Source organism: Streptomyces hilarionis (assembly GCF_024539675.1).
GTDB classification, from domain to species: Bacteria; Actinomycetota; Actinomycetes; order Streptomycetales; family Streptomycetaceae; genus Streptomyces; species Streptomyces hilarionis.
On record NZ_JAHHIT010000305.1, the window covers coordinates 1 to 4,152 of the forward strand.

6 protein-coding genes and 1 tRNA gene are annotated in these 4,152 nt (G+C 72.3%); 3 read left to right on the plus strand and 4 right to left on the minus strand.

Annotated features, from left to right (window positions below):
* Positions 1-38: 38 nt before the first annotated feature.
* Together KMS84_RS38045 and KMS84_RS38050 are read right to left on the minus strand one after the other, a co-directional pair.
* A tRNA-Val gene (locus tag KMS84_RS38045) sits at positions 39-110 on the minus strand.
* A 90-nt stretch (positions 111-200) separates the two neighbouring features.
* Entirely contained in the window at positions 201-662 is a 462-nt protein-coding gene (locus KMS84_RS38050; RefSeq protein WP_256921128.1) for a TIGR02611 family protein, read from the minus strand.
* A 191-nt stretch (positions 663-853) separates the two neighbouring features.
* On the opposite strand from KMS84_RS38050, the gene KMS84_RS38055 reads away from it, so the two are divergent.
* Together KMS84_RS38055 and KMS84_RS38060 are read left to right on the plus strand one after the other, a co-directional pair.
* Complete coding sequence (locus KMS84_RS38055; protein WP_004002642.1) at positions 854-1,267, plus strand: SsgA family sporulation/cell division regulator; 414 nt, start codon at positions 854-856, stop codon at positions 1,265-1,267.
* A gap of 275 nt (positions 1,268-1,542) precedes the next feature.
* The gene (locus tag KMS84_RS38060) at positions 1,543-2,103 is read left to right on the plus strand and encodes a CGNR zinc finger domain-containing protein (protein WP_256921129.1); all 561 of its coding nucleotides are present in this window, start codon (positions 1,543-1,545) and stop codon (positions 2,101-2,103) included.
* A gap of 110 nt (positions 2,104-2,213) precedes the next feature.
* Here the strand turns inward: KMS84_RS38060 and KMS84_RS38065 are convergent, their stop codons facing one another.
* The gene (locus tag KMS84_RS38065) at positions 2,214-2,366 is read right to left on the minus strand and encodes a hypothetical protein (protein ID WP_020128804.1); all 153 of its coding nucleotides are present in this window, start codon (positions 2,364-2,366) and stop codon (positions 2,214-2,216) included.
* Positions 2,367-2,567: 201 nt separating this feature from the next.
* The gene (locus KMS84_RS38070; protein WP_256921130.1) at positions 2,568-3,020 is read right to left on the minus strand and encodes a hypothetical protein; all 453 of its coding nucleotides are present in this window, start codon (positions 3,018-3,020) and stop codon (positions 2,568-2,570) included.
* Positions 3,021-3,350: 330 nt separating this feature from the next.
* Here KMS84_RS38070 and KMS84_RS38075 point away from each other — a divergent pair, with 330 nt between their 5' ends.
* Positions 3,351-3,911: a DsbA family protein gene (locus tag KMS84_RS38075; protein ID WP_256921131.1), complete on the plus strand. Its 561-nt coding sequence runs from the start codon at positions 3,351-3,353 to the stop codon at positions 3,909-3,911.
* Positions 3,912-4,152: the final 241 nt, after the last annotated feature.

Genomic DNA, 4,152 nt, shown 5'->3' on the forward strand with positions numbered 1-4,152 from the left:
GCCCGTCTGCGTTCTCGCAGACGGGCCGACGTTCCGGGTGGGCGATACTGGGTTCGAACCAGTGACCTCTTCGGTGTGAACGAAGCGCTCTCCCACTGAGCTAATCGCCCGGACGCAGGAAGAACATTACCCCATGTCAGGGGGTGGCTGTGACCATGTACGGGGGCGGGCGGAGCGGGGCGTGCGCCGACCGCCGCGGCTCACTGGTCCTTGATCTTCCAAGGCATCTCCAGGCCGAACTTCCACAGGTAGACCCCCAGCAGCGCGCCGATGACGACCAGACCGATCGAGGTCAGAATGATGTTGCGGCGCCGCACCTTCGGGTCCAGCGCACGCTGGGCCGCCTCGGTGACCTTGCGCTTGGTCCAGCGGAGCACCAGCTGGGCCCAGACGAACTCGGTCGCCCAGATCGCCATGCCGCCGAAGATCACGACCCAGCCGGGTCCGGGCAGCGGCAGCATCACGATGCCGGCGCCCACCACCGCGAGGCCGAGCACGAACACGCCGACCTGCCAGCTCAGGTGCAGGACCCGGCGTGCCTTGACGAATTCGGGGGCCCTGGAGCCGAGCCCCTGTCCGTGCTGCTCGTGCACCGCTCCGTCCGGTTTCGCTCCGTCCGCCGTCACGACCGCGTCGGCGGACTCGTCACTCCCCGTATTCATACAGCCAGACCCTACCCGAGAGATTCCGGTCACCGGAATGGTGGCACTTGGCGAACGAAGTGTCGGCCGGAAGAGTTACGTAAAGGCACGCAAAACACGCAGAGGGGTTTACAACGGCACCGTAGGTGGCATGTCGATTTCGCCGACGTGCGAATCCCCGAGCGCACACTGAGCGAAAGGCCCTGGCGCTTATGAACACCACGGTCAGCTGCGAGCTGCACCTGCGCCTCGTTGTGTCGAGCGAGTCCTCCCTGCCTGTCCCCGCAGGCCTGCGGTACGACACGGCCGACCCCTACGCCGTGCACGCCACCTTCCACACCGGAGCCGAGGAAACCGTCGAGTGGGTGTTCGCCCGCGACCTCCTCGCCGAGGGGCTGCATCGGCCCACCGGCACCGGCGACGTCCGCGTCTGGCCGTCGCGCAGCCACGGTCAGGGCGTCGTCTGCATCGCCCTGAGCTCTCCTGAGGGCGAAGCACTGCTCGAGGCCCCGGCGCGGGCCCTGGAGTCCTTCCTCAAGCGGACGGACGCGGCCGTGCCTCCCGGCACGGAACACCGCCACTTCGATCTCGACCAAGAGCTCTCGCACATCCTGGCGGAAAGCTAGGGCGAGGCTCACTCCGAGCCGCCCGGCGCCGTCCACTCGGGGAGACGGTTCGGGCTGATACAACCGCATAGGGCATGCGCCGACGCCGCGCCACGGGCTGCCGTGGGGCGGCGTCGGCGTGTCCGCGACCGGCCCCGACGGCCCCTTCCCGGCGGCCGCTCGGCGCCGGCCGGGGAATCCCGGTCACGGATCGGCCGTGGTTCGGCGGCCCGGTGCGGCTACCATCGGCCAGCATCGGCGGGCATCCGCCCGACCTCCAGGCCAGGGAGCGAAACGTGCTGATCACCCACGACACCCGGTGTGCTCTCGACGCCGTGGTGGATCTGGTGAACACCGCCCCGGAGGACGGCACGACCCCGGACGCGCTGCCGGATGTCGCCGCCCTCGAGGATTTCGTGCGAAAGCACGACATAAGCGACGTCGGCGTGCTCTCCGAGTTCGACCTGTCCGCGGTGCGCAGGATCCGCGGACGGTTCGCCGGGATCTTCGCCGCGACGGATCCCCACGTCGCCGCCGGGCTGATCAACGACCTGGTGGCCGCCGCGGGCACCACGCCCCGGCTCACCGACCACGACGGCTACGACTGGCACGTCCACTACTTCGCGCCCGGCGCGTCCATCGCCGACCACCTGGCGGCCGACTGCGGGATGGCGCTGGCGTTCTTCGTGGTCGCCGGGGAGCAGGAGCGGCTGCGGCGGTGCGAGGCCCCGGACTGCCGGCGCGCCTTCGTCGACCTCTCGCGCAACCGGTCCCGCAGGTACTGCGACAGCCGCACCTGCGGCAACCGGCTCCACGTGGCCGCCTACCGGGCGCGCCGCAAGGAGGCGGCGGGCTGAGCGCCTCGCCCGCGGGCGGGAGCACGCGGGAGGAGAACGCGACAGGAGAACGCTCTGTCGTTCGATGCCGACGGGCCCCGGCGGATGGCGCCGGGGCCCGCGGGTACGGCTCACAGCAGCAGCAGATCATGCAGCGAAGCCATGAGCAGCAGACACCCGATCACCGCCAGGAAGATCATCAGCGGTGGCTGGGAAAGGGCGAAGAGGCACCCGCGCGGCTCGTCCTGAGGTGGCGCGGCGTCGCTCTGTGTCGTGTCCAGCATCTCGCGGCGATGATGGCGCAGGCAGCATCCCCCGCGCGATCAACACGCACGGAATGAGCGGGTGTTCGCCGGAATCCGTGACGTCGGTTTCAGGCCGTGATCATTTCCGCGCATGCGGGGGTCGACTGTGTCGTTTCGACGTCGGCACGCCGGGACGCGGCTCACGCCGGGCAGCTCACGCCCTCCGCCTCCCCGGCCGGTTCATATGCCGTGCTTCTTGAGGATGGCCTCGATGTCGCTGAAGTCGTCGGCGCCGCCGGTGGGCCGTGGGGCGGCCGCGGGCCGGGACGCGGTCCCGCGTGCCGAGGCCCCGCCCAGGGAGGGCGCGGAGGCCGCGGGGGCCACCGCGTCCGTGCGGGCGGCGCGGGCCGCGGCCCTGCGCTCCTTGCGGGTGCCGCCGCGGCGGCGCTCCACGGCCCGGGTGGTGGCGAACAGGGCCCAGGCCCCGCCGAGGACGACGAAGCCCGCCCAGGCGGTGGGGCTGAAGGCGGTGTCGACGACCCATCCGACGGCGCCGGTCATCACCAGGCCGAGCGGCACGAGGGCGTAGGCCGCGATGCGGGCCGCGCTCAGGAAACGTTTGCGGTAGGCGGTGACCGCCGCGATGCCCAAGCCGGCCACACCGACGGCGGAACAGACGGTCTCGGCAATCATCCGGTCCTCCAGGCGACGGCTAGCAGGCTGGGCACGATCGTCCCGACCGGGCGACACGGCCCTTGGGCCCGCCTCGCCGGCGTGTCGGTGATCGGTATGTCGATGCCCCGGTTCCCCGGCGCATCGCTTCTTCGTCCCTTCCATCCTGCACCTGCCCGGCCCTCTCAGGCCATGCTCGGGCCGGACATCAGGGACATCTCCGGGTCGGCTCCTCCGCAGGTGCCGCACCGGCTCGTCCCCGACGGGGCCGCCGGGTGCGCGCGTGCCCCGCGTGCCCGGGACCGCAGGTCCGGATTGGGGCGACCGGGCGGAGGCTGGGAGACTGGCGCCATGAGCGACTCGTCCCCGACCTCCGCCGCCTCCCCCGCTTCCCCCGCCTCCGACTCGGGCGCCGCCCGCACCGTCGTCCTCGACGTGTGGTGCGAGCTCCAGTGCCCCGACTGCCGGGGCGCCCTCGACGATCTGCGCGCCCTGCGCGAGCGCTACGGCGACCGGCTGGAGCCGCGGCTGCGCCACTTCCCCCTGGAGAAGCACAAGCACGCCTTCGCCGCCGCGCAGGCGGCCGAGGAGGCGCTGGAACAGGGGCAGGCCTGGCCCTATGTCGAGGCAGTGCTGGGGCGGGTCGAGGAGCTGGACCGTGGGGGCGAAGCCTTCCTGGTCGAGGTCGCCGGCGAACTGGGTCTGGACGCCGAGGAGTTCGACACCGCCCTCATCGACGGACGGCACATCCTGATCGTGGACGCCGATCAAGCCGAGGGCAAGGCGATCGGCGTGACCGGGACCCCGACCTACGTCATCGGCGGCGAGCGGCTGGACGGCGGCAAGAGCCAGGAAGGGCTCCGCGCGCGGATCGAGGAGATCGCCGACCGACTGCTGTCCGAGCAGGCCTGAGACCGCCGACGCGGAAGAGGCCGGCCCGGCCGAAGCGCCGGGCCGGACCACCCGCCCGGGACGGTCCGACCGGACCGACCGACCCGGACGCCGAGCCCCGACGCCGGTCGGCCGACCACCCCGACGTCCCCGGCCGCCCTGCCCGGCCGGACGCCCGAACCGCCGACGGCCCCGTCGCCCGGCCGACGGGCCCTCTCGTCCGGCCCGCGTTCCTCCCGCCCGGCCCTCCACCGGTCTCCCC

Bases quoted from the DNA above. Each gene is read 5' to 3' on its own strand.
- KMS84_RS38065 (WP_020128804.1), bottom strand. From the start codon at position 2,366: ATGCTGGACACGACACAGAGCGACGCCGCGCCACCTCAGGACGAGCCG.
- KMS84_RS38055 (WP_004002642.1), top strand. From the start codon at position 854: ATGAACACCACGGTCAGCTGCGAGCTGCACCTGCGCCTCGTTGTGTCG.
- KMS84_RS38075 (WP_256921131.1), top strand. From the start codon at position 3,351: ATGAGCGACTCGTCCCCGACCTCCGCCGCCTCCCCCGCTTCCCCCGCC.
- KMS84_RS38050 (WP_256921128.1), bottom strand. From the start codon at position 662: ATGAATACGGGGAGTGACGAGTCCGCCGACGCGGTCGTGACGGCGGAC.
- KMS84_RS38070 (WP_256921130.1), bottom strand. From the start codon at position 3,020: ATGATTGCCGAGACCGTCTGTTCCGCCGTCGGTGTGGCCGGCTTGGGC.